The 24222-nt window shown below is 66.0% G+C and carries 17 protein-coding genes; 11 read left to right on the top strand and 6 right to left on the bottom strand.

Going from position 1 to position 24222, the window contains the following annotated elements:
• Positions 1 to 105 precede the first annotated feature (105 nt).
• The 4 genes from M1D87_RS14825 to qhpG are packed head-to-tail and all read left to right on the top strand — an operon-like array spanning position 106 to position 5703.
• Complete coding sequence (locus M1D87_RS14825) at positions 106 to 2016, top strand: sigma-54-dependent Fis family transcriptional regulator (protein WP_123085057.1); 1911 nt, start codon at positions 106 to 108, stop codon at positions 2014 to 2016.
• Between the two features lies 1 nt (position 2017).
• The gene (locus M1D87_RS14820) at positions 2018 to 3751 is read left to right on the top strand and encodes an ABC transporter ATP-binding protein (RefSeq protein ID WP_123085058.1); all 1734 of its coding nucleotides are present in this window, start codon (positions 2018 to 2020) and stop codon (positions 3749 to 3751) included.
• Positions 3741 to 4418: a subtilisin-like serine protease QhpE gene (gene qhpE / locus M1D87_RS14815; RefSeq protein WP_123085059.1), complete on the top strand. Its 678-nt coding sequence runs from the start codon at positions 3741 to 3743 to the stop codon at positions 4416 to 4418. The genes M1D87_RS14820 and qhpE overlap by 11 nt, the downstream gene beginning before the upstream one ends.
• Positions 4411 to 5703, top strand: a complete 1293-nt coding sequence (gene qhpG / locus M1D87_RS14810; RefSeq protein WP_421091792.1) for a flavin-dependent monooxygenase QhpG — start codon at positions 4411 to 4413, stop codon at positions 5701 to 5703. The genes qhpE and qhpG overlap by 8 nt, the downstream gene beginning before the upstream one ends.
• A 138-nt stretch (positions 5704 to 5841) precedes the next feature.
• On the opposite strand, the gene M1D87_RS14805 is transcribed toward qhpG, so the two are convergent.
• Both M1D87_RS14805 and M1D87_RS14800 read right to left on the bottom strand, forming a co-directional pair.
• Positions 5842 to 7155, bottom strand: a complete 1314-nt coding sequence (locus tag M1D87_RS14805; protein ID WP_123085177.1) for an alginate export family protein — start codon at positions 7153 to 7155, stop codon at positions 5842 to 5844.
• 137 nt (positions 7156 to 7292) lie between these two features.
• Positions 7293 to 8786: an aldehyde dehydrogenase family protein gene (locus tag M1D87_RS14800; protein WP_046614337.1), complete on the bottom strand. Its 1494-nt coding sequence runs from the start codon at positions 8784 to 8786 to the stop codon at positions 7293 to 7295.
• 492 nt (positions 8787 to 9278) lie between these two features.
• Between M1D87_RS14800 and peaA the strand changes: the two genes are divergently transcribed.
• The 5 genes from peaA (at position 9279) to M1D87_RS14775 (ending at position 15608) form a co-directional block, all read left to right on the top strand.
• Entirely contained in the window at positions 9279 to 10844 is a 1566-nt protein-coding gene (gene peaA, locus M1D87_RS14795) for a quinohemoprotein amine dehydrogenase subunit alpha (RefSeq protein ID WP_123085178.1), read from the top strand.
• Between the two features lie 49 nt (positions 10845 to 10893).
• Positions 10894 to 12324 carry a quinohemoprotein amine dehydrogenase maturation protein gene (gene peaB, locus M1D87_RS14790; RefSeq protein ID WP_123085179.1) on the top strand — a complete coding sequence of 477 codons (1431 nt, stop codon included), beginning with the start codon at positions 10894 to 10896 and terminating at the stop codon, positions 12322 to 12324.
• Between the two features lies 1 nt (position 12325).
• Positions 12326 to 12649, top strand: coding sequence for a quinohemoprotein amine dehydrogenase subunit gamma (gene qhpC, locus M1D87_RS14785; RefSeq protein ID WP_004375838.1), 324 nt, complete (start codon positions 12326 to 12328; stop codon positions 12647 to 12649).
• A gap of 32 nt (positions 12650 to 12681) precedes the next feature.
• Positions 12682 to 13803: a quinohemoprotein amine dehydrogenase subunit beta gene (gene peaD / locus M1D87_RS14780; RefSeq protein WP_015270567.1), complete on the top strand. Its 1122-nt coding sequence runs from the start codon at positions 12682 to 12684 to the stop codon at positions 13801 to 13803.
• A gap of 131 nt (positions 13804 to 13934) precedes the next feature.
• On the top strand, positions 13935 to 15608 hold the full coding sequence (locus tag M1D87_RS14775) for a fatty acid CoA ligase family protein (protein ID WP_123085180.1): 1674 nt from the start codon (positions 13935 to 13937) through the stop codon (positions 15606 to 15608).
• A 129-nt stretch (positions 15609 to 15737) separates the two neighbouring features.
• On the opposite strand, the gene mobA is transcribed toward M1D87_RS14775, so the two are convergent.
• The 3 genes from mobA to M1D87_RS14760 form a co-directional block, all read right to left on the bottom strand.
• Complete coding sequence (mobA, locus tag M1D87_RS14770; protein WP_421091793.1) at positions 15738 to 16310, bottom strand: molybdenum cofactor guanylyltransferase MobA; 573 nt, start codon at positions 16308 to 16310, stop codon at positions 15738 to 15740.
• Positions 16311 to 16371: 61 nt separating this feature from the next.
• Positions 16372 to 19500 carry an efflux RND transporter permease subunit gene (locus tag M1D87_RS14765; RefSeq protein ID WP_232880502.1) on the bottom strand — a complete coding sequence of 1043 codons (3129 nt, stop codon included), beginning with the start codon at positions 19498 to 19500 and terminating at the stop codon, positions 16372 to 16374.
• An 11-nt stretch (positions 19501 to 19511) separates the two neighbouring features.
• Complete coding sequence (locus M1D87_RS14760) at positions 19512 to 20687, bottom strand: efflux RND transporter periplasmic adaptor subunit (RefSeq protein WP_123085181.1); 1176 nt, start codon at positions 20685 to 20687, stop codon at positions 19512 to 19514.
• Between the two features lie 272 nt (positions 20688 to 20959).
• Here M1D87_RS14760 and M1D87_RS14755 point away from each other — a divergent pair, with 272 nt between their 5' ends.
• On the top strand, positions 20960 to 21661 hold the full coding sequence (locus tag M1D87_RS14755; protein ID WP_003259958.1) for a response regulator: 702 nt from the start codon (positions 20960 to 20962) through the stop codon (positions 21659 to 21661).
• Positions 21662 to 21667: 6 nt separating this feature from the next.
• Positions 21668 to 22966, top strand: a complete 1299-nt coding sequence (locus M1D87_RS14750; RefSeq protein WP_123085183.1) for an ATP-binding protein — start codon at positions 21668 to 21670, stop codon at positions 22964 to 22966.
• 116 nt (positions 22967 to 23082) lie between these two features.
• Here M1D87_RS14750 and M1D87_RS14745 read toward each other — a convergent pair whose 3' ends face one another.
• Positions 23083 to 24174 carry a GGDEF domain-containing protein gene (locus M1D87_RS14745; protein ID WP_123085184.1) on the bottom strand — a complete coding sequence of 364 codons (1092 nt, stop codon included), beginning with the start codon at positions 24172 to 24174 and terminating at the stop codon, positions 23083 to 23085.
• Positions 24175 to 24222: the final 48 nt, after the last annotated feature.

Here is a 24222-nt window from a genome sequence, read left to right as displayed (position 1 = left end):
CACCTTCTACCTCAGCCTGATGACGGCCAGGGATTTCTCCCGCACACTGCGGAAAATTCCCAAGCCCGTTCCCCGCCACCTAGCGGGGCACAGCCGGAGTAGAAAATGGCGCGACAACTAATAACAAACGCCCACGACCCGCTGCACGAATCCCGCCAGGCCCGCCTGAAGCTGGCCAGCGAAGGCGAGCTGCCACTGGGCATGCTGCGCGACGAGATCGATGCCTCCTGGCGCCGCAGCCTGGGCCATGGCCTGGACTGCCTGCAGGGCGAGCAGGTCGGCCTGGGCCAGGAGCAGGGCCACGACCTGCGCATGCTGCTGGAGCGCAACCGCCTGCTGGTCGACGCCGTTACCCCGGAACTGGACTACCTGGTCGCGCGTCAGGGCAAGGCCGGCATCGTCATCCTCGGCGACGCCCAGGCCAACGTGCTGGCCATCGAAGGGCAGAAGCACGTGCTGCAACGCGAGGGCCTGCGCGACCTGCACCCGGGTAGTTGCTGGAGCGAATCACTGCGTGGCACCAACGCCATCGGCACGGCAGTGGTGGAAGGCCGGCCGACGCTGATCAACTGCGGCGAACATTACCTCGACCGCCTCAGCCCGTTCTCCTGCACTTCGGTACCTCTGCGCGACCCGCGCGGCGAGGTGATCGGCGTGCTCGACATCACCCGTGAAGGGGTGATGGCGCAACCACAGGACAGCCTGTCGACGCTGATGCTGGCGGCCGGCAACATCGAAAGCCGCATGTTCGGCCTGTGCCACCCGGAGCAATTGGTGCTGGCTTTTCACAGCCGCCCGCAATACCTCAACAGCGCCTGGCATGGCCTGCTGGCGCTGAGCCTGGACGGTGAAGTGCTGGCTGCCAACGACAGTGCCTGCCAGCTGTTGCAGGTGCCGCGCCATGAGCTGTTGGGCCGGCGCAGCAGTGACCTGCTGGGTGAACGGTCACCGGCCTTCATTGCCCGCCTGTGGCAGGGCGGTGTGAGCAGCGTGCAGACGGCCAAGGGCGAGTTCTACTTCCGCGCCCTGCAGCTGCCGCGCCATGGCCGGGTCAACGGCAGCACGCCGGTGAGCAAGCCGGCGCTGGGCAAGCAGTCGCCGGCCCTCGACGCCCTGGCCGGTGGCGACCCGCGCCTGGCGCGCAACCTGCGCATGGCCCGCCAGGGGCTGGGCAAAGGCCTGCCGGTGCTGTTGCTGGGTGAGACCGGTACTGGCAAGGAAGTCGTCGCCCGGGCCCTGCACCAGGCCAGCCCGCGTGCCGACAAACCGTTCGTGGCCGTCAACTGCGCGGCCATCCCCGAAGGGCTGATCGAGTCCGAACTGTTCGGCTACCGTGAAGGTGCGTTCACCGGCTCGCGCCGGGGCGGCATGGTCGGCCGGCTGATGCAGGCCCACGGCGGTACGCTGTTCCTCGACGAAATCGGCGACATGCCGCTAGCGCTGCAGGCGCGCTTGTTGCGGGTACTGCAGGAACGGCGCGTGGCACCGCTGGGGGCGGGCGACGAGCAGGAGATCGACGTGGCATTGATCTGTGCCACGCACCGCGACCTCAAGCGCCTGGTGCAGGAGCAGCACTTCCGCGAAGACCTTTACTACCGGGTCAACGGCGTGTCGCTGCGCCTGCCGGCACTGCGCGAGCGCGATGACCTGGCGGTGATCATCCAGGGGCTGCTGGACAAGTCAGATGCCCGGGGGGTGACCTTGGACCCGGCCCTGACCGCGTTGCTCGAAGGCTTCGACTGGCCGGGCAACATCCGCCAGCTGGAAATGGTCGTGCGCACCGCGCTGGCCATGCGCGAGGACGGCGAGCAGGTGCTGACCCTGGACCACCTCACCGACTGCCTGCTGGACGAACTGGCCAGTGGCACGGCGCCTTCCGGCAGCCTCAAGGACAACGAGCTGGAGCTGATCCGTGGCGCCTTGGCGCGCCATCAGGGCAACGTGTCCGCGGCGGCCGAGGCGCTGGGTATCAGCCGGGCGACGCTGTACCGCAAGCTCAAACAGTTGCGCGGCTGACGTGGGCGGCCTGTTCGCCCGGCTGGTGGAGTCCAGCGACCCTGTACTCATGCGCCAGGCGTTGGCCTGGCTGTATGGTTTCGTGCGCCCCCATCGACGCGCCATCGGCCTGTTGCTCGGTTTGTCGCTGGGCGCCTCGTTGCTGGCGCTGGCGCAACCCTGGCTGGTCAAGACGCTGATCGACGAGGGGCTGCTGGCCAAGGACTACCAGACCCTCTGGCACATGGCCGCGATCATGATCGGCGCGGGCCTGCTGGGTACCGTGCTGGCCGGGGTCAACCGCTACCTGCACACGCGCTTGTCGGGGCGCATCCTGTTTGCCCTGCGCGACGATCTTTACCGCCACCTGCAGCAGCTGTCGCCGACGTTCTACGGGCGGCGGCGCATCGGCGACATCCTTTCGCGGCTGGATGGCGATGTGGCGGAAATCCAGCGCTTTGCCGTGGATTCGCTGTTTTCGGCGGTGTCGGCGGTGATCGGCCTGGTGGGCGCGGTGGTGTTGATGCTGATGCTTTCGTGGCAACTGTCGCTGCTGCTGGCGCTGCTGGTACCGATAGAAGTGCTGTGGCTGCGCTGGATGCGGCGCAAGGTGGAGCGGGAAGTACGCAACCTGCGCGAACGCTCGGCAGATGTGTCGTCATTCCTGGTCGAAACCCTGCCGGCGATGAAGTTCATCCAGGCCGCCGGCCAGCAAGGCCGCGAGGCGAGGCGCCTGGACCAGCTGGGCCAGGGCTACATGCGCCAGCTGCTCAAGGTGCAGGTGACCGAATTCTTCACCCAGGCCATCCCCGGCACGCTGACCTCCTGGTGCCGCGCTTGCGCGTTCCTGGTCGGCGGCTGGTGGGTGATTCAGGGTACTTGGCAACTAGGTGCGCTGATCGCCTTTTCCACCTACATGGGCATGGCGGTAGGACCGGTGCAGAGCCTGCTGGGCCTGTACGTGGCGGTGCAGCGCATGGCGGTGAGCCTGGGGCGGGTGATGGAACTGAAGCAGGAGGCCGTGGCCGTGCGCCCGGCAGCCAAACCGCAGCCGGTGCCCGACGGCCCGGGCGAATTGCGCCTCGAGGGGGTGAGTTTTGCCCATGAAGGGCGCCAGGGCGCGGTGCTGAACGACGTGCAAGTGTGCGTGCCGGGTGGCCTGAAGGTCGCCATCAGCGGTGCATCGGGGGTGGGCAAGTCGACCCTGATCGATCTGCTGCAGCGCTTCTACGACCCGGACGCTGGGCGCATCCTGCTGGACGGCACCGACCTGCGCGAGCTGGACCTGGCCGCGCTGCGCCGGCGCATTGCGGTGGTCAGCCAGGATATCGTGCTGTTCCGCGGCACCCTGGCACAGAACCTGGCCTACGGCGTGCCCGAGGCCAGCCGTGAGGAACTGGAGCGGGTGGTGCGCCTGGCGCGGCTGGACAGCCTGGTCGACAGCCTGCCGCTGGGCCTGGACGGCCTGCTGGGTGAGCGTGGCCAGCAGTTGTCCGGCGGGCAGAAACAACGCATAGCCATCGCCCGCGCAGTGCTGCAGGCGCCGGCGATCCTGGTACTGGACGAGGCCACCTCGGCGGTGGACGAAGCCACCGAGCGCGAAGTGATCGCGGCCATCGACCAGTTGTTCGCCGGCCGCACGCGCATCCTGATCAGCCACCGTGCTTCGACCCTGGCCGATGCCGACCTGCACCTGCAACTGCACGCTGGCCAGTTGCAGGTGCTGCCCGAGGAGGTGATCAGGCATGGGCACTGACGTGCGTGTTGGCGTGATCGACAGTGGTTGCACGCTTGAGCAGGCCTGCGCCTTGCTGGGCGCGCGCCGCTTCTGGCTGGAGGACGGCCAGTTGCGCGAAGGTGACATGCTGCCCGACCAGCTTGGGCACGGTAGCGCGGTGCTCGCCGGCTTGCAGCGGGAGGCCGGGCCGGTGCCCGTGCTGCTGGCCCAGGTTTTCGGCGCCCAGGCCAGCACCAGTGCCTTGCAGGTGGCGGCCGCGCTGCTGTGGCTGGTGGAAGCGGGGGTTACGCTGGTCAACCTCAGCCTTGGCCTGCAGCAGGACCGGCCTGTGCTGCACCAGGCCTGCGCCGAGGCTTTGGCTGCGGGTGTGCTGTTGTGCGCCTCCAGCCCGGCCCAGGGCGGGCCAGTGTATCCGGCCAGCTACCCCGGGGTGATACGGGTCACAGGCGACGCCCGCTGTGCGCCTGGCCAGTGGTCCTGGCTGGGTACCCGGCAGGCGGACTTTGGTGGTTATGTGGGGGCGGGCGGCAGGGCGGGCGCGAGCCTGGGCTGTGCGGCCCTGAGTGGCAGGATCGCTGCGTTGCTGCGTGACGAGCCGGGCATGGGCCAGCAGCAGGTTCATGACTGGTTGCGCCACCACGCGGCGTTTACCGGCCCCGAGCGACGAGGTGTCGGCCATGGCTGAACCGCGCATTGTGGTGTTGGGGGCAGGCCCTGCGGGTGCGGCCACGGCCATTGGCCTGCGGCGGCTGGGTTATGCGGTGACGGTGGTGTCCGAGTGGCGCCGGTTCGCGGCGGTCGAAGGGGTTTCGCAGCGGGTGCTGGACGGGCTGCGCCACGCCGGTCTTGGTGGGGCGTTGCGCCAGGCGGCGATGCCGGCGACTCGGCAAGTACACTGGAACGGCCAGCAACTGCACCTGAACCAAGAGTTTCTGCTGGATCGGCAAAGGTTTGACCGGGCGCTGCGCGACGACCTTCAGTGCGCGGGTGTGAGCGTGGTCGAGGGGCGGGTGCGTGAGGTGGTTCGCGAAGTCGTTCATGGTATTCGCCTGGACGACGGGCAGGTACTGCAGGCCGATTTCCTGGTCGAAGCCCGAGGCCGCCAGGCCCCGTTGGCCGCCGACCGCCTGCGCGGGCCGGAGACGGTCAGCTTGCTGAATGTCTGGCAGGCCGCCCCCGGGGCGCCCGCGTCGGCGGTGGAGAGCCTGGCGGATGGTTGGGCGTGGATGGCGCGCCTGGAAGACGGCCGCTGCTACTGGCAAGTCACCTTGGACGCGGCCGGGCTGCCAGGCAAGGCCGGCTTGGCGGATTACTGTGCGGCGCGGCGAGCCGGCAGCGTGCTGGTGGCCGAGCTGTTCGATGCCAGGGCCTTGGCTCCGGCAGAGGTGCATGCGCGCAGCAGCACCGCGATTCTGGCCGGTGAGTGCGTCGGGCAGGACTGGATATGCGTGGGCGATGCTGCGATGGCCGTTGACCCGCTATCGGGTAACGGGATCTTCCAGTCGCTGTCTTCGGCGCTGCAGGCGCCGGTGGTGATCAATACCTTGCTGCGCAGGCCCGAGCGGGCCGGGTTGGCGCGGCAGTTTCACCAGCAGCGGATCGAACAGCTGTTTTTGCGTTTTGCCCGGATCGGGCGGGATTTTTATGGGCAAGAACAGGGGCGGGTGGGGCAGCCGTTCTGGGCGCGGCGGCAGGGGTGGCCGGACATGCAGGCATTGCACGTGGCGGCGGACTGGAGCGCGGTGAGGGTCGAGCGGCGGCCGGTGTTGCGTGACGGGCTGGTGGATGAGGCCGAGGTGGTGGTGACGGCGGATCAGCCGTTGGGGGTGTGGCATTTGCAGGGGGTGGAGCTGGCGCCGGTGGTGCGTGGGCTGCGTAGCGGCCGACCTCTCGAGGCAGTGTTGTCAGGCCTGTCGGGGGAGCAGCAGATGATGGTGCGGCGGTGGTTGTTGGAGCAGGGCTTGGCTTGAGATTGCCGGGGCCGCTTTGCGGCCCTTTCGCGACACAAGGCCGCTCCTACAGGTCGGCACAAACCTTGAGGGCAGCGCGGTACCTGTGGGAGCGGCCTTGTGTCGCGATGGGCTGCGCAGCAGCCCCAGGATTTCGAATCAGAAGAAAGTCCCGACGATCAGCTGCATATAGGTGCCGGTATCCCGCCCGCCCAGCTGCGTCCCGCCATTGGCTGCGCTGCGTTCCGGTTTGTAGAACCCTACCAGCGGGCTGATCAGCAGGTGGTCGTTGACCATCCATTCCACATACAGGTCCAGCTCCCGCCCGCCCAGGTTGCCCTGGTCGGTGTCCAGCGTATCGAAGTCGAAGTACAGCGCGCCGACGGTCAGGTTGTCCCGTGGTTTGCCCTTCAACGCCACGTGATGCACCTGGCTGTTGCTGTTGAACGGCCCGGCATAGTTGGCTGCCACCTCACCCTGGAACCAGGTGCCATAGCCACGGCTCAGGCCATAGAACAGCGGGTCGAAATCTTCGGAAAAGCGGCTGTAGCGGTAGGTGGCGGTGGGTGACCAGGGCAGTTCGGAGAAGGTCCAGTTGCCTTCCAGGTACCAGGCGTTCTCCCGCCCGCCGGTTTTGTCCTGGGTCACGTACTCGGCGGCCAGCTCCAGGTCTTTCACCCCCAGGCTGCCACGCCCGCGCAGGCTGGCGGTGTCCATGCCGTCGCGGTGTTCCAGGCCCATGATCTGCGCGTAGCGCTGGTCCACGTCGAGGCCGCGGATCCAGCTCAGGCCGACGGTGCCAGCGTCGGCGACGTGCTCCAGGTTGGCCACCGCCAGCGAGGTGTCGGCCTGGTAGTGGTTGTCGGACTTCAGCCACATCAGGTCGCTGCGCCAGCCTTGCTTGCCGCCCAGGCGCAGCACGGCGGTGCGGTCGAAGGCCTTGCGTGCGGCCAGGTAGTAGGCGCCGCCGCGGTCGAAGTTGGCGCCCAGGTCGACCTTGCCCAGGTTCACCGGGTCGCCCTGGATCAGGAAGCCGTCGCCCAGGGTAACCACCTGGCGGCCGCCGGAAATGTCCACGCCGTCTTCGCCCAGGGCCGGGAACAGGTTGGCCGAGCGCCAGCCCAGGTACAGGTCTTCGATGGCGGTGCGGCGCTCGTCACCCAGGGTCAGGCCGGCGGCATCGCCGTCGCCCCAGGTGGCGGAACTGAGCAGGTTGAAGGCGCCGTAGAGCGCACCGCTGTTGGCCAGGGCCTGGCTGCCGCTGAGGCCATACTTGACGTAGCCTTCCTGCCAGGCGGTACTGCCGGGCTTGCGGTTGCCGGCCAGGTTGAAGCTTTCGTCGCTGTGGAAGGCGCCGAACAGGGCTTCGAGGTCGGCGTTGAGGGTGGTGCCGTCGTGGTTGTACAGCTCGTAAGCCTGGGTGATGGGGGCGGCGAACAGCAGGGCCAATGTGCAGGCGAGTTTGTGCCTCATGGTGTGCTCCATGTTTTTGTTGTTGTTCTCGGGTTGCCTGTGCCGGCGTCTTCGCAGCACAAGGCTGCTCCTACAAGGACCGCGCTACCTTTGTAGGAGCAGCCTTGTGCTGCGAAGAGGCCGGTACAGGAAAATGATCAGAGCTTGATCAACACCGATTTCAGCTCGGTGTAGTGCTCGATGGCAGCCGCCCCCATTTCACGGCCGACGCCGGACATCTTGTAGCCGCCAAACGGCAAGGCAGGGTCGAGGGCGCTGTGGCAGTTGACCCACACCGACCCCGACTTGATGCGCGGGATCATCCGGTGCACGGCGGCCAGGTCGTTGGACCAGATGCTCGCACCCAGGCCATAGGGGTTGTCGTTGGCCATGCCGATCACTTCGTCGATGTCATCGAACGGCATCGCCACCAGCACCGGCCCGAAGATCTCTTCCTGCACCAGGCGGTGGCGCTGGTCGACATCGACGATCACCGTCGGCTTGACGAAGTAGCCCGGCCCGAAGCCTTCGCCACCGCAGGCGATGGTCGCGCCCAGCTCGCGGCCAAGCTCGATGTAGCCGGTGACGCGGTCCTGCTGCTTGGCCGAGATCAGCGGGCCCATCTGCACCGCAGGGTCCAGGCCGCTGCCCAGCTTCATGCCGTTGGCGATGCCGGCAATGTCGGCCACCACGTTGTCGAAGTGCTTGCGGTGCACGTACAGGCGGGACCCGGCGCAGCACACCTGGCCCTGGTTGAAGAAGATCGCCGTGGCGGCGCCGGCGGCGGCTTCCTGCAGGTTGGCGTCGGGCATGACGATGGTCGGCGACTTGCCGCCGAGTTCCAGGGTGACGCGGGTCATGTTGTCCATGGCTGCCTTGCCGATCAGCTTGCCGACCTCGGTGGAGCCGGTGAAGGTCAGCTTGTCCACGCCGGGGTGGCGGCTGAGTGCGGCGCCGGCGTTCAGGCCGGTGCCGGTGACCACGTTGAACACGCCCGCCGGGTAGCCGGCTTCGTCCACCAGTTCAGCCAGCTTGAGCACGCTCAGCGGTGTTTCGTCCGCGGGCTTGAGCACGACGGTGCAACCGGTAGCCAGGGCCGGGCCGAGCTTCCAGCAGGCCAGCAGCAACGGGAAGTTCCAGGCGACGATGGCGCCGACCACGCCCACTGCCTCGCGCCGCACGAAACCATGGAACTGGTCGTTGGGCATCAACGGCATCGAGGCTTCGACAGTGCTACCCTCGATCTTGGTGGCCCAGCCGGCCATGTAGCGCAGGAAGTCGATGGCCAGTTGCACGTCCATCACCTGGGCAACGGCGGCGCTCTTGCCGTTGTTCAGGCATTCCAGTTCGGCCAGCTGGCGGGCGTCGCGCTCCATCAGGTCGGCCAGGCGCCACAGCAGGTTCTGCCGTTCGCGTGGGCGCAGGCGGCTCCACGGCGAATCGTCGAAGGCCTGGCGAGCGGCGCGCACCGCGCGGTCGACATCTTCGGCCTCGGCGGCGGGCACTTCACCCAGTACCTCGCCAGTGGCCGGGTTGCGGAACGACAGGGTGCGACCGCTGGCGGCGTCCTGCCAGTCGGCGCCGATGCGCATCTTCAGCTTGCGTTCGAGAAAGGCGCGGGTGGCGGGCAGGATGGGCAGTTCGGAAAGCATGGGACGGTGCCTCTTGTCATTGGATGTGACAGGCATAGGCGCAATGGGCGTGCCAAGGTCGGTAGATGGCCGCAAGCCGTTGAACGGGTTGGGTTTTGTCCTGGTGCAAGGTTGGGATTGCAGGGCTGCGCTGTTGCACATTGAGACGGTGTGAGACGGTGGTGAAACAGTAAAAGCGGGGGCCGCTGTGCGGCCCTTTCGCGACACAAGGCCGCTCCTACAGGCCGTACGCGATCCCTTGTAGGAGCGGCCTTGTGTCGCGAAAGGCCTGCGCAGCAGGCCCAGTGTCTCAAGGTGAAACACTCAGTCGCGGAATGGGACGCTCAAAGAAGCTGTCCTTGCATTGCCATTATCCGGTAATTGTCCTCAATGGCTTGATTTAAAACACTTTTACAGCACCTGGCACAGTTCCTGTATCGCAACCGTCACATGCACACCTGCTGTACCAAAGCGTGCGAAAACGATAAGAACAACAACCGTGGAGGTCTGACCTTGAAGACGACTCGACTCCGGCGGCATGCGGGCAAACTGGCGCTGGTCGCCGCCGCGCTGCTGAGCACCCAGGCCATGGCGGCCGAGCAGGGCCCGAGCCTGTTGCAGAACAAGTGCATGGGGTGCCATATCCCCGAAGGCAACGACACTTACAGCCGCATCAGCCACCAGCGCAAGACGCCGGAAGGCTGGCTGATGAGCATCGCCCGCATGCAGGTGATGCACGGCCTGCAGATCAGCGACGACGACCGCCGCACCCTGGTCAAGTACCTGGCCGACAAGCAGGGCCTGGCGCCCAGCGAAACCGATGGCGTGCGTTATGCCATGGAGCGCCGGCTGAACACCGTCGAGCAGTTCGACACCCAGCTCAGCGAAACCTGTGGCCGTTGCCACTCCGGTGCCCGTGTCGCCTTGCAGCGGCGCCCGGCCAAGGAATGGGAGCACCTGGTCAACTTCCATCTCGGCCAGTGGCCGTCCCTCGAATACCAGGCCCAGGCGCGTGACCGCGACTGGCTGCCGATCGCCCTGCAACAAGTGGTGCCGGACCTGGCCAAGCGCTACCCGCTGGAAAGCGCGGCGTGGGCCGAATGGCAGAAAGCCAGGCCCAAGGCCGATGCGCTGCCGGGCCAGTGGGCATTCAGCGGCCACATGCTGGCCAAGGGCGATGTGCGCGGGGTGATGAGCGTCACGCCTGACCAGGGTGACACCTTCAAGGTCGAGGTCAAGGGCGCTTATGCCGACGGCACGCCGTTCAATGGCAGCGGTTCGGCGATCCTCTACAACGGCTATGAATGGCGTGGCAACGTCAAGGTCGGCGACGCCAACCTGCGCCAGGTGTTCGCCGCGCTGGATGGCGAAATGAAGGGCCGCATGTTCGAGGCCGAGCACGACGAGCGTGGCCTGGACTTCACCGCAGTGAAGGAGGGCAAGGCGCGCCTGCTGGCGGTGCAACCGGCATTCATCAAGGCCGGTGGCGAAAGCGAGATCACCCTGGTCGGCAGCGGCCTGGCCGGCAAACCGGACCTGGGCGCTGGCGTGGAAGTGACCGAGGTGCTGGAGCAGACCCCGACCCTGGTACGGGTGAAGGCCCGCGCCGCGGCCGATGCCAAACCAGGCCAGCGCGAAGTCGCCATCGGGGCGCTCAAGGGCGTCAACCTGGCGGTGTACGACAAAGTCGAGGAAGTGAAAGTGGTGCCGGCGTTCTCTATCGCCCGCATCGGCGAAAACGGTGCCTCGGTGCCCAAGGTGCAGGGCCGCTTCGAGGCCGAAGCCTGGGGCAAGGATGCCAATGGCCAGCCGCTGCGCATCGGCTACCTGCCGGCCAGCTGGAAGGTCGAGCCGTTCAACGAGCGTGCGGTCGAGGACGAAGACGTCAAGTTCGCCGGGAAGATGCAGGACGATGGCGTGTTCGTGCCAGGCGGTGCCGGCCCCAACCCGGAGCGCAAGATGATGACCAACAACGCCGGCAACCTGAAGGTCATCGCCACCCTGGCCGACGGTGGCCAGACTGGCGAGGGGCACATGATCGTCACCGTACAGCGCTGGAACAACCCGCCGCTGCCGTAACGGCAGGGGGCTTACGGTTTTCCAACGGATCGATTATCGGGAGGTCGCCATGGGCGCGCTACTGAACCTGGTCGAACGCAACCTGCATGAAGTGCAGGTCGACGCCGACCGCATGCTGTTCCATATCCCCAGCAGTTCGCTGTTCACCGCTGACGCGGTGACCGGCGGCATCATCGACACCCTGCGCCAGCAAGGCTGCTCGGCCGAGGAGCTGATGCAGCGCCTTGGCCAGCGGTTTGCCGGCAGCGATATCCAGGACACCCTGCGCGAGCTGATCGCGCTGGAACTGGTCAGCGACGGCTCGCCGCTGACCCCGGAAATCGCCCTCAAGCAGGTCGAGCGCACGGCGCTGAACACCGTGGTGCTCAACGTCAACACCGGCTGCAACCTCAGCTGCACCTACTGCTACAAGGAAGACCTGGACAAACCGTCCGCGGGCAAGAAGATGAGTACCGCCACCGCCGAGGCTTCGGTGGAGATGCTGCTCAAGGAGTCGCCCGACGAGCAGCGCTACAGCGTGGTGTTCTTCGGTGGCGAGCCGCTGTCCAACCGGCCACTGATCGAGCACATGGTCGCCTACTGCGAGCGGCGCTTCACCGAGGCGGGCAAGCAGGTGGAGTTCATCATGACCACCAATGCCACCTTGCTCAACGAAGAGATCGTCGACTGGCTCAATGCCCACCGCTTCGGCCTGTCGGTCAGCATCGACGGCCCCAAGACCGTGCACGACCGCAACCGCATCACCGTGGGCGGGCAGGGCACCTATGACGTGGTGCGGCGCAAGGTCGACATGCTGCTGTCGCGCTACCACAGCCGCCCGGTGGGCGCGCGGGTCACGCTGACCCGTGGCATCACCGACGTCGAGACCATCTGGAACCACCTGTTCAACGAACTGGGCTTCGCGGAAGTCGGCTTTGCCCCGGTCACTTCCGGCGACATGGCCAACTTCAACCTCACCGGCGAAGAGCTGGTGCAGGTGTTCGCCAACATGAAGGCGCTGGGCCGGCGCTACCTGGAGGCTGCGCTGGAGCACCGCAACATCGGCTTCTCCAACCTGCACCAGCTGATCACCGACATCCACGAAGGCCACAAGAAGGCCCTGCCGTGCGGCGCCGGGCTGAAGATGCTGGCAGTGGACCATGAGGGCGAGCTGAACCTGTGCCACCGCTTCACCGGCTCCAGCCTGCCGACCTTCGGCAATGTGCACCAGGGCGTGAAGCAGGCCCAGCTCAACGACTTCCTGTCGCAGCGCCTGGACCGCAGCAACACCGGCTGCGACAGCTGCCGCATCCGCAACCTGTGCTCCGGCGGCTGCTACCACGAAAGCTATGCCCGCTATGGCGACCCGCAGCACCCGACCTACCACTATTGCGAACTGATGCGCGACTGGGTCGACTTCGGCATCGAAGTCTACAGCCGCATCATGGCCGCCAACCCGGCCTTCATCGATCGCTACATCACCCCGCGGAAGGCGCACTGACATGAAGCACTTGAAGCCCCTGAACAACAAGGCGCGCATCCTCGAGCAGGCCGCCGCCGAAGACCGCGTCGAAGAAGTCATGGCCATGAGCGCAGTGGCGGGCTGCACCGCCACCACCGACCCGGGCTGGGAAGTGGACGCCTTTGGTGGCGTGAGCTCGCTGTGCCAGCCGATGGAGGCCGACCTGTATGGCTGCTCCGACCCTTGCTGGTGGCCGGCCCAGGTGCCGGACATGATGAGCACCTACCAGGACTGGAACGCCCAGGCGAGCAACTCGGCGGAAGACTGGCGCAACCTCGGCACCGTGTTCCCGAAAGACAAGTGACCGGCCCAACAAGAATGACAAGGGGAAACCGCATGAAAGCTGGACGCTGCGCGTCACTCGCGCTCACCATCGCCGCCACGGCCTGTGCCGGGCTGGTACAGGCCGCCGACACCGGGCCGGCGTTGAAGGCTGGCCACGAATACATGATCGTGACCAACTACCCGAACAACCTGCACGTGGTCGATGTGGCCAGTGACACGGTGTACAAGAGCTGCGTGATGCCCGACAAGTTCGGCCCCGGCACCGCGATGATGGCGCCGGACAACCGCACCGCCTACGTGCTCAACAACCACTACGGCGACATCTACGGCATCGACCTGGACACCTGCAAGAACACCTTCCACGCCAACCTGTCCAGCGTGCCGGGTGAGGTGGGCCGGTCGATGTACTCGTTCGCCATCAGCCCGGACGGCAAGGAAGTGTACGCCACGGTCAACCCGACCCAGCGCTTGAACGACCACTACGTGGTCAAGCCACCGCGGCTGGAGGTGTTCAGCACCGCCGATGGCCTGGAAGCCAAGCCGGTGCGCACCTTTCCGATGCCGCGCCAGGTGTACCTGATGCGTGCGGCGGACGATGGCAGCCTGTACGTCGCCGGGCCGGACATCTACAAGATGGACGTGAAGACCGGCAAGTACACGGTGGCCTTGCCGCTACGCAACTGGAACCGCAAAGGCTACAGCGCCCCGGACGTGCTGTACTTCTGGCCGCACCAGAGCCCGCGCCACGAGTTTTCGATGCTGTACACCATTGCCAGGTTCAAGGATGACAAGCAGGACCCGGCCACCGCCGATCTGCTGTATGGCTACCTGAGCGTCGACCTGAAGACCGGCAAGACCCACACCCAGGAATTTGCCGACCTGACCGAGCTGTACTTCACCGGGCTGCGTTCGCCGAAAGACCCGAACCAGATCTACGGCGTGCTCAACCGCCTGGCCAAGTACGACCTCAAACAGCGCAAGCTGATCAAGGCGGCGAATCTGGACCACACTTACTACTGCGTGGCCTTCGACAAGAAAGGCGACAAGTTGTACCTGGGCGGCACCTTCAACGACCTGGCGGTGTTCAACCCGGATACGCTGGAGAAAGTGAAGAACATCAAGTTGCCGGGTGGGGACATGTCCACCACCACGCCGCAGGTGTTCATCCGTTAGCTCCAGGGTGGCTTCACTGGCCTCTTCGCAGCACAAGGCTGCTCCTACAGGCTCCTGCACTCCAATGTAGGAGCAGCCTTGTGCTGCGAAGAGGCCCGCTCAATCAACACAAGAACAACAAGAGACCGCCCATGCCCCAGCCAAGCTACTCCCAGGGCAACCAGGACAAACCCCTGCTTACCCAGTGCATCGGCGACGCCTTCGACACCACCGTCGCCCGCTTCCCCGACCGTGACGCCCTGGTCGTCCGCCACCAGGCCCTGCGCTACACCTGGCAGCAGCTGGCCGACGCCGTCGACCAGCACGCCCGTGCGCTGATGGCCCTGGGCGTGCAGCCCGGTGACCGCCTCGGCATCTGGGCACCCAACTGCGCAGAGTGGTGTATCACCCAGTTCGCCAGCGCCAAGGTTGGCGCGATCCTGGTCAACATCAATCCGGCCTACCGCTCCAGCGAACTGGACTACGCCCTCGGCCAGTCCGGCTGCCGCTGGGTGATCTGCGCCGACGCGTTCAAGACATCCGACTATCACGCCATGCTGCTGGGCCTGGTTCCGGGCCTGGCCAGCAGCCAGCCGGGCGCCCTGATCTGCGAACGCTTCCCCGAACTGCGCGGTGTGGTCAGCCTGGCCGTCGCGCCACCGGCGGGCTTTCTCGCCTGGCACGACCTGCAGGCCCGTGCCGCGGCCGTCAGCCGCGAAGCCCTTGCCGAGCGCCAGGCACAGCTACGCTGCGACGACCCGATCAATATCCAGTACACCTCGGGCACCACCGGTTTCCCGAAAGGCGCCACCCTCAGCCACAGCAACATCCTCAACAACGGCTACATGGTCGGTGAAAGCCTGGGCCTGACCGAGCATGACCGGCTGGTGGTGCCGGTGCCGCTGTACCACTGCTTCGGCATGGTCATGGCCAACCTCGGCTGCATGACCCACGGCAGCACCCTGATCTACCCCAACGACGCCTTCGACCCATTGGCCACCCTGCGTGCGGTGGCGGAAGAAAAGGCCACTGCCTTGTACGGTGTGCCGACCATGTTCATCGCCGAACTGGACCACCCCCAGCGCGGCGAGTTCGACCTGTCGAGCCTGCGCACCGGGATCATGGCCGGCGCCACCTGCCCGATCGAAGTGATGCGCCGGGTTATCGGCGAGATGCACATGGCCGAGGTGCAGATTGCCTACGGCATGACCGAAACCAGCCCGGTGTCGCTGCAGACCGGCGCCAGCGACGACCTGGAGCGCCGCGTGACCAGCGTCGGGCGCACTCAGCCAAGGCTGGAGAACAAGGTGATCGATGCTGATGGCAACACGCTGCCGCGGGGCGAGATCGGCGAATTGTGCACGCGGGGTTACAGCGTGATGCTGGGCTATTGGAACAACCCCAAGGCCACGGCCGAAAGCATCGATGAGGAAGGCTGGATGCACACCGGCGACCTGGCGGTAATGGACGAGCAGGGCTATGTGCGTATTGTCGGGCGCAGCAAGGACATGATCATTCGCGGCGGCGAGAACATCTACCCGCGCGAGCTGGAGGAGTTCTTCTTCACCCACCCGGCGGTGGCCGATGTGCAAGTGATTGGCGTGCCTTGCAGCAAGTACGGTGAAGAAATCGTGGCCTGGGTGCGGCTGCACCCGGGGCATACGGCCAGCGCGGAGGAGCTGCGCGAGTGGGCGAAGGCGCGGATCGCGCACTTCAAGGTGCCGCGGTACTTCCGCTTTGTCGATGAGTTCCCGATGACGGTGACCGGCAAGGTGCAGAAGTTCCGCATGCGCGAGATCAGTGTCGAGGAGCTGTCTGCCGGGTGAGGTGTCGCCTGTGCTGGCCTCTTCGCGGGTAAACCCGCTCCCACAGATTCTCCACTGCCCTTGAGGCCTGTGCAGTACCTGTGGGAGCGGGTTTACCCGCGAAGAGGCCGGCACAGGCAGCAAATGACTTCAGCCTTGCAGCAACTCCGGGCTGTTGAAGTTGCTCAACCTGCGATCATCGTCGGCACATTCCAGCCCCTGCACCGCTTCACGCAGCAAGGCCTTCTGCAAACTCCGCTCGCCCGCCGCCCAGGCCTGCTCCAGCACCGGCAACACCCGGCGTGGCAGCACGCTGAACATCGGCTGCCAGTACCCACCCTGGCGCACCATGGCCGCACTGTCACTGGTCACCGCCAGGTGCAGCAGGTCCTCGATCAACCCCCGGTCAACCAGCGGTGCATCACAGGCCAGCAGCACCACCCATTCATGCCGCGCCACCTTGAGCCCGGCAATCACCCCCGCCAACGGCCCGGGGTAGTCCGCCTCGGCATCGCCCACCAACTGGTCGGCATACGCTTGGTAGGCCTGCTGGTTACGGTTGCAGGAAATCACCAGGTCATCGCTGAGCGGCCGTACCACGCGCTGCACATGCGCCACCAGCGGTTCGCCCTGCCAGTCGACCAGGCCCTTGTCGCGGCCGCCCATGCGCTGGCCGCGGCCACCGGCGAGAATGAGGATGGAGCAGGGGGGGGCATCAGGCATGAAAAAGGGTTCCGGGCAGTCAATGCCGGGAACCCTCCCATTTCACGCGGGGCTTGTCCAGTCAGCTGTCGCTGGTCACGGCCTGCGTGTCGGCCTTACCCGCCTGGCGTCGCCCGGCAAGGCGCATCACCACCACGAAGAACACCGGCACGAACACCACCGCCAGGGTGGCGCTGAGCATGCCGCCGATCACCCCGGTACCGATCGCCTTCTGGCTGGCCGAGCTGGCGCCGCTGGCAATGGCCAGCGGCACCACGCCCAGGATGAACGCCAGCGAGGTCATCACGATCGGGCGCAGGCGCAGGCGCGCGGCCTGCACGGCAGCGTCAGCGGCATCGACGCCCTGGTCGACCAGGCTCTTGGCGAACTCGATGATCAGGATGGCGTTCTTCGCCGACAGGCCGATCAACGTGATCAGGCCGACCTTGAAGAACACGTCGTTGGGCATGCCGCGCAGGGTCACCGCCAGCACCGCACCGAGCACGCCCAGCGGTACTACCAGCAGTACTGCGGTGGGGATCGACCAACTTTCGTACAGCGCTGCCAGGCACAGGAACACCACCAGCAACGACAGCGCCATCAGCATCGGTGCCTGGCTGCCGGACAGCCGCTCCTGCAGCGACAGGCCAGTCCATTCCAGGCCGGCACCGGCCGGCAGCTGGGCCACCAGGCGCTCGATCTCGGCCATGGCTTCGCCCGAACTGTAGCCGGCTGCCGGTTCGCCGGAAATCGACACCGCCGGGTAGCCGTTGTAGCGGGTCAGCTGCACCGGGCCGCTGACCCACCTGGCCTGGACGAAGGCGCCCAGTGGCACCATCTTGCCGCTGTCGTTGCGCACGTGGATCTTCAGCAGGTCTTCGACCTGGCTGCGCTGGTCGCCTTCGGCCTGCACCACCACCCGCTGCATGCGGCCCTGGTTGGGGAAGTCGTTGACGTAGCTGGAACCCACGGCCACGTCCAGCACCGAACCGATATCGGCAAACGATACGCCCAGGGCGTTGGCCTGGCGGCGGTCGATTTCCAGTTGTACCTGCGGGCTTTCCGCCAGCGAGGCTTCGCGCACGTTGGTCAGTACCTTGCTTTTGCCGGCATTTGCCAGCAGCTCGTCGCGGGCGGCCATCAGCTCGGCGTGGCCCATGCCGCCGCGGTCCTGCAGGCGGAACTCGAAGCCGGTCGACTCGCCAAGGCCGTCGATTGGCGGTGGCAGCACGGAATAGGCCACGGCGTCCTTGAGCTGGGTAAAGGCCATGGTCGCGCGGTCGGCGATCGACTGGGCGCTGTCGTCGGCACCGCGCTCGGACCAGTCCTTGAGCGTGGTGAAGGCCAGTGCCGCGTTCTGCCCGCTGCCCGAGAAGCTGAAACCCAGGATCAAGGTGGTGTTACCCACGCCGGGCTCTTCGGCGTTGTGCGCCTCGATCTGTGCCGCCACCTGTTCGGTGCGCATGCGGCTGGCGCCTGGCGGCAGCTGGATATCGGTGATGGTGTAGCCCTGGTCTTCGGTGGGCAGGAACGCCGTGGGCAGTTGGCTGAAGCCATAGCCCAGCACTGCCAGCAACAGCGCGTATACCAGCAGGTAGCGGCCGCTGCGCTTGAGCGCCTGCACCACCCAGCGCTGGTAACCGTTGCTCATGCCCTCGAAGCGCCGGTTGAACCAGCCGAAGAAGCCCTTGCGTTCGTGGTGCTCGCCCTTGGCCACCGGCTTGAGCAGGGTGGCACACAGCGCCGGGGTCAGGCTGAGGGCGAGAAACGCCGAGAACAGGATCGACACTGCCATCGACAGCGAGAACTGCTGGTAGATCACCCCCACCGAGCCTTGCATGAAGGCCATGGGCAGGAACACTGCCACCAGCACCAGGGTAATGCCGACGATCGCGCCGCTGATCTGGCCCATGGCCTTGCGCGTGGCCTCCTTGGGCGGCAGGCCTTCTTCGGCCATGATCCGCTCGACGTTCTCCACCACCACGATGGCATCGTCGACCAGGATGCCGATGGCCAGCACCATGCCGAACAGGGTCAGCACGTTGACCGAGAAGCCTAAGGCCTGCATCACGGCGAAGGTGCCCATCAGGGCCACCGGCACCACCAGGGTCGGGATCAGGGTGTAGCGCAGGTTCTGCAGGAACAGGAACATTACCGCGAACACCAGCAGCATGGCTTCGAACAGGGTGTTGATGACCTGCTCGATCGATACCTTGACGAATGGCGAGGTGTCGTAGGGGATGTCGTACTTGACGCCTTCGGGGAAGTAGCGCGCCAGGTCCTGCATCTTCGCCCGCACCAGGGTGGCGGTTTCCATGGCGTTGGCGCCCGGCGACAGCTGCACGCTGAAGGCGGTGGCCGGCTTGCCGTTCAGGCGCGTGCCGTACTGGTATTCCTGGGCACCGATCTCGACCCGGGCGACATCGCCGATGGTCACCGTGGAACCGTCCGGGTTGGCACGCAGGACAATCCCGGCGAACTCCTCGGGGGTGCTCAGCTGGCCCTTGACCACCACGTTGGCGGTGATTTCCTGAGTGCCACGGGTGGGCAGGTCACCAATGCTGCCGGGGGCCACCTGGGCGTTCTGCGCGGCGATGGCCTCGGCCACGTCGTTGGGCGTGAGGTTGAAGCCGATCAGCTTGCGCGGGTCGATCCAGATGCGCATGGCGCGTTCCGAACCGTACAGCTGGGCCTTGCCGACGCCCTTGAGGCGGCGGATTTCGTCCATCACGTTGCGCGCAAGGATATCCGACAGGGCGGTTTCGTCGAGCTTGCCATCTTCGGAGGTGAGGGTGGCCAGCAGCAGGAAGCCGGTGGAGACCTTTTCCACCTGCAGGCCTTGCTGGGTTACCGGGCGCGGTAGGCGCGACTCGACCACCTTCAGGCGGTTCTGCACGTCGACCTGGGCCAGGTCCGGGTTGGTGCCCGGGGCGAAGGTGGCGGTGATGGTGGCGCTGCCCAGGCTGCTCTGCGACTCGAAGTACAGCAGGTTGTCGGCGCCGTTGAGCTCCTGCTCGATCAGGCTGACCACGCTCTCGTCCATGGTCGCCGCCGAAGCGCCCGGATATACGGCGTAGACTTCCACCTGCGGCGGGGCCACGTTGGGGTACTGGGCCACCGGCAGTTGCGGGATGGCCAGGGCACCGGCCAGCAGGATGAACAGGGCGACCACCCAGGCGAATACCGGGCGGTCGATGAAGAATTGCGGCATGAATCAGGCCCTCACTGGCCAGTGTGCTGTGCGATGGGCGATGCCCCTGATGCATTGTCGACCTGCACCTGGTCACCGGCCTTGACGTGTTGCAGGCCCTCCACCACCACCCGTTCGCCGGGGGCCAGGCCTTCGCTGACGATCCAGCGGTCGCCCTGGGCGCTGCCCAGTACTACCTGGCGGTCGCTGACCCGGGCCTGCGGGTCGACCACCAGCACCTTGGGCACGCCAGCGCTGTCGCGCAGGATGGCGCGCTGCGGCACGCTCAGGCCCTTGGGCTGCACGGCCTGCTCCAGGCGCACGCGCACGTAGCTGCCGGGCAGCAGGTCGAGGTCCGGGTTGGGGAACTCACTGCGCAGGGTGATCTGGTTGGTGCTGGGGTCGACGCTGATGTCGGAGAACAGCAGTCTGCCCGGCAACGGGTAGGTGCTGCCATCGTCCTGGATCAGCGTGGCCCGGGCCTGGCCGTCGCCCACCTGCTGCAGCTCGCCGGCACGCATGGCGCGGCGCAAGGCGTTGAGCTCGCGGGTCGACTGGGTGACATCGGCGTGGATCGGGTCCAGCTGCTGGATGGTCGCCAAGGGCGTGGTCTCGTTCTGCCCGACCAGCGCACCTTCGGTGACCTGGGCGCGGCCGATCCGGCCGGAAATCGGCGCGGTCACGGTGGCGTAGCCGAGGTTGAGGCGGGCGCGTTCCAGCGCGGCCCTGGCCTCGGCCACTGCGGCATCGGCCTGCAGGTAGCTGGCCTTGGCGTTGTCGTACTCCTGGCGGCTGACGGCCTTGTCGTCGACCAGTTCGCGGTAGCGCTGCTCCTGCAGGCGTGCCTGGTACAGGGTGGCCTCGGCCTTGGCCAGGGTGGCGCGGGCGCTGTCGTGGTCGGCCTTGAACGGCGCCGGGTCGATCAGGAACAGCACATCGCCCTGCTTGACGTCGCTGCCTTCGCGATACACCCGCTTGAGCACAACGCCCGCGACACGTGCTCGCACTTCGGCGGTGCGCGGCGCGAGGATACGGCCGCTGAGCTCACTGCTGATGGCCAGTGGCTGCAGTTGCAGGGTTTCCACCCGCACTTGCGGGGTGGGGGCCTGTTCTTCCTGTTCGGCGCTGTCGTCGCAGCCGGCCAGGGACAGGCTCAGGAACGCCAGAAGCGCCAACGGGCGCAAGCGTGGGGGGAGGGTAGTAGACATACGGATCTTCCGATGATGACCGCCGGTATGCTACGGCAGGCGTTCCTTGCGTGGCTGTTAATACCTGTAGGACGAGTGTGAAAAAGTGTGAAGAACAATCCTCTCGACCTGTAGGGTTCTATATTCTGCGTGTACCTGTACCGGCCTCTTCGCGGGTAAACCCGCTCCCACAGGGACCGCACAGCATCTGGAATCTGTGCAGTCCCTGTGGGAGCGGGTTTACCCGCGAAGAGGCCGGCAAGGCCTACTACAACCCAGACTTCCAAGCACCTATGCCGAATATTTTCCTGGTCGAAGACGACAGCGCTCTGTCCGAACTGATCGCCAGCTACCTGCAACGCAACGACTTCCATGTCCAGGTGATCGCCCGTGGCGATCATGTGCTTGACGAGTACCGCCGGCAAAAGCCCGACCTGGTCATCCTCGACCTGATGCTGCCGGGCATCGACGGCCTGCAGCTGTGCCGCCTGCTGCGCCAGGAGTCGCAGGGCCTGCCGATCCTGATGCTGACCGCCCGCGACGACAGCCACGACCAGGTTCTGGGCCTGGAAATGGGCGCCGACGACTACGTGACCAAACCCTGCGAACCGCGTGTACTGCTGGCCCGCGTGCGTACCCTGCTGCGTCGCAGCAGCGTCAACGAGCCGCGCCTGGACAACGACCTGATCCTGATCGGTGGACTGCGCATCGACCTGGCCGAGCGCACCGTGAGCTGGCGTGGCGAAGAGGTGGAGCTGTCCAGCGGCGAGTACAACCTGCTGGTGGTGCTGGCGCGCAATGCCGGCGAAGTGCTGAACCGCGACCGCATCCTGCAGCAACTTCGGGGTATCGAGTTCAACGGCACCGACCGCTCGGTGGACGTGGCCATCTCCAAGCTGCGGCGCAAGTTCGACGATAACGCCGGCGAAGCCCGCAAGATCAAGACCGTGTGGGGCAAGGGCTATCTGTTCAGCCGTGTCGAGTGGGAGTGCTGACCGCCCATGCTGAAGATTCTGGTGCGGCTGTACCTGGTGATCATCGTTGCCTATGCCGGTGCGCTGTTGTTCATCCCCGACAGCATCGTCGGCCTGTTCCAGGACCGCTTCATGGCCTACAACCTGGACCAGGCCAAGGGCGTGCAGTCGCTGATCGTGCGCCAGTTCCGCCAGGCCCCGCGCGAGCAGTGGCCGGCGGTGGAGCAAGAGCTGGCCAGTGATTTCGCACCGCTGGAACTGCAACTGCTGCGCATGGACCAGGCCGACCTGAGCGAGGACGAGCAGGCGCGCCTGGAGCACGGCCTGTACGCCGTGCGCATCGCCGAATGGGGCTACTACGAGACGGTGCTGGCGCCGCTGGACAAGGAATGGCTGGTGCGTCTGCACTCACCGCCAGACCCGCTGGATATCAACGTGCTGTCGTGGGGTGTGACCGTGCTGATCGGTGCAGCGATGCTCGGTTGCCTGTTGCTGTGGGTATGGCCGCACTGGCGCGACCTGGAGCGCCTCAAGGAAACCGCCCGGCGCCTGGGTCAGGGGCAGATGGCCGAGCGTACGCACATCTCGCCGCACTCCAACATCGGTGAACTGGCCGGGGTGTTCGACACCATGGCCAGTGACCTGGAACGCCACGTGAACCAGCAGCGCGAGCTGCTCAATGCGGTGTCGCACGAGTTGCGCACGCCGTTGACCCGGCTGGACTTCGGCCTGGTGCTGCTGTTCGACGAAGTGCCGCCGGCCAGCCGCAAGCGCCTGCTGGAGCTGGTGGGGCATGTGCGTGAGCTGGATGAGCTGGTACTGGAGCTGTTGTCCTACAGCCGGTTGTACAACGCCGACCAGGCCCGCGAGCGGGTCGAGGTGTCGTTGCTGGAGCTGGTCGACAGCGTACTCGGCGGCTTTGCCGAGGAACTCGATGGCCGGGGTATCCAGTGGGAGGTGCGGGCCGAGGGAGATTTGCCGCGTTTTGTGCTGGACCCACGGCTGACGGCACGGGCGGTGCAGAACTTGGTGCGCAATGCCATGCGTTACTGCGACGAGAGCCTGTTGCTGCGCTTGCGCCTGGAAGACGATGGCGCCTGCCTGGTGACGGTGGAGGATGACGGGATCGGTATTCCGGTGGAGGAGCGCGAGCGGATTTTCCAGCCGTTCTACCGCCTGGACCGTAGCCGTGACCGCAATACCGGCGGGTTTGGCCTGGGCTTGGCGATCAGCCGGCGGGCGATCGAGGGGCAGGGTGGCTCCTTGACCGTGGCGCAGTCGGCGCTGGGGGGCGCGCAGTTCCGGATTCGCTTGCCTGCCGGGTGATGGGGTGCCTGTACCGGCCCTTTCGCGGGTGAACCCGCTCCTACAAGAGCCGTACAGATTTCACACACTGTGGAGCACCTGTGGGAGCGGGTTTACCCGCGAAAGGGCCGGGCCTGCTAATCACTTTCTGCCAGCCGGGCAGACCACAGCACAAACCGGTCCTTGCCACTGTGCTTGGCCTCGTACAGCGCCTGGTCGGCGCGCACCAGCGCCGTGGTCAGGCTGTCGCCCTGGTCCACCCGGGCCAGGCCGATGCTGATGGTTACCGGGTGTTCGCCAACATCTTCACGTACTCGTTGGCACAGCGCCGCCACTCGTTGCTCGGCGCCTTGCTGGTCCAGCCCCTGGAAAAAGATCGCGAATTCCTCACCACCCAGTCGGGCAAACTCGTAACCGGCCATGCTCGCCTTGATATGCAGGGCCACGCGCTTGAGTACTTCATCGCCCACGTCATGGCCAAAACGGTCATTCACCCGCTTGAAGTTGTCGATGTCGATCATCGCCAGGTACTGCTCGGTCGTGGCCAGGCGCAGCTGGTGGCCGGCCTGGGCCATGAACGAGCGGCGGTTGGGGATTTCGGTCAGGGCATCGACATAGGCCTGGTCCAGCAGCACCTTGGACAGGTAGAAGTTGTGCAGCTTGGCCTTGCGCATCTGCAAGTAGCTGTAGATGACCAGGCCGCTGAGGAACACCGCGTAGCTGAACAGCATGGCGCCTTCGAGTGCGTCCGCTTCGATACGGGTGTGGTAGAACGGGTTGAGCACCACCCAGGTGATGGCCATGGCGCAGAAGAACGACCAGCGCCGCACCGGTAGCACCGAAACGGCATACAGCACGGTGGACACCCCGAGCACCAGCCATACCGGGCGCTGGGCCACCGGGATGCCTTCGATCACCAGGCGCATGCCCAGGGTGATGGCGGCGATGAACAGCAGGTTGAGTACATCGAAGTGATGGCTGCGACGGGTGAACCGCAGTACCACGGTGAGGCTGCCGAGCAGGGTGATGAACAGATAGGACAGCCAGGTGAAACCCTGGCCGCCGAGGAAGCTGACGATCAGGTCGAACACCAGCCAGATCAGGATGCTGACGCAGAATACCAACAGGCAGAACGGGCGCATGACCTCGAATTCGTGCTGGCGGAACTCGGCGCGCAGGGCGGCGGGGGCGACCTGCTTGCGAACGTGGGCTTCGATGGTCTTGAACATTCGGGCTCCTGAGAGTACTACCATGCCGGTCCCGGCCCTTTCGCAGCA

The organism is Pseudomonas sp. SA233 (assembly GCF_054792385.1).
Note: the sequence above shows the minus strand (reverse complement) of the source record. Positions and strands in the feature narration are given on the sequence as shown.